Source organism: Blastococcus jejuensis (genome assembly GCF_039534705.1).
Classification (GTDB): Bacteria; Actinomycetota; Actinomycetes; order Mycobacteriales; family Geodermatophilaceae; genus Blastococcus_B; species Blastococcus_B jejuensis.
The window spans coordinates 1-550 of sequence record NZ_BAAAVV010000035.1; the positions used below are offsets into that span (position 1 = coordinate 1).

Here is a 550-nt window from a genome sequence, read left to right on the forward strand (position 1 = left end):
GGTGGTTCGGGTGGGGGTCGGCGCAGGCCCGGTGGCCAGGTCGTGCGGGTGATCCCGGACGGGGTGGTGACGTGCAGGGTGCCGTCGGGCTCCATGACGAACTGCCAGCCGCGGGCGAAGGTCTTCAGCCGGTGATGCGACCGGCACAGGCAGCACAGGTTGGTGCAGGCGGTCTGCCCGCCGCAGGAGTGCGGGACGACGTGGTCCAGGTCGGCCCAGCCGACCCGCTGCCCGCAGTTGGGCATCCGGCAGGTGCGGTCCCGGGTCTTGGTGAAGGTCTGCTGCCGGCCGGTGGGCTGGTAGCCGTCGGTGGCGGCGGGCGCGCCCAGCACCGGGCAGCCGCAGTCCGCGCCGGGGTGCTGCGCGCAGCCCTTTCTGGCCACCCGCAGCAGCTCGGCCACCGTGGTGGTGGCCAGCAGCCGCCCGTCGGCGTCGGTGACCGCGAAGGTGAGGCTGCCGCCGTCGGGGGCGTGCAGGCCGAGGGCGCCGATGCGGGTGAGCAGCTCGCGGGCGTGTGCGGCGGTGATCGCCAGCCCGTTCACGGTGCCGG

The 550-nt window shown here is 75.3% G+C and carries 1 protein-coding gene; it reads right to left on the reverse strand.

Annotated elements, in window-relative coordinates; all coding sequences use genetic code 11:
- On the reverse strand, nt 1–550 hold a 550-nt coding region (locus tag ABD644_RS22670), incomplete at both ends, for an HNH endonuclease signature motif containing protein (protein WP_486303492.1).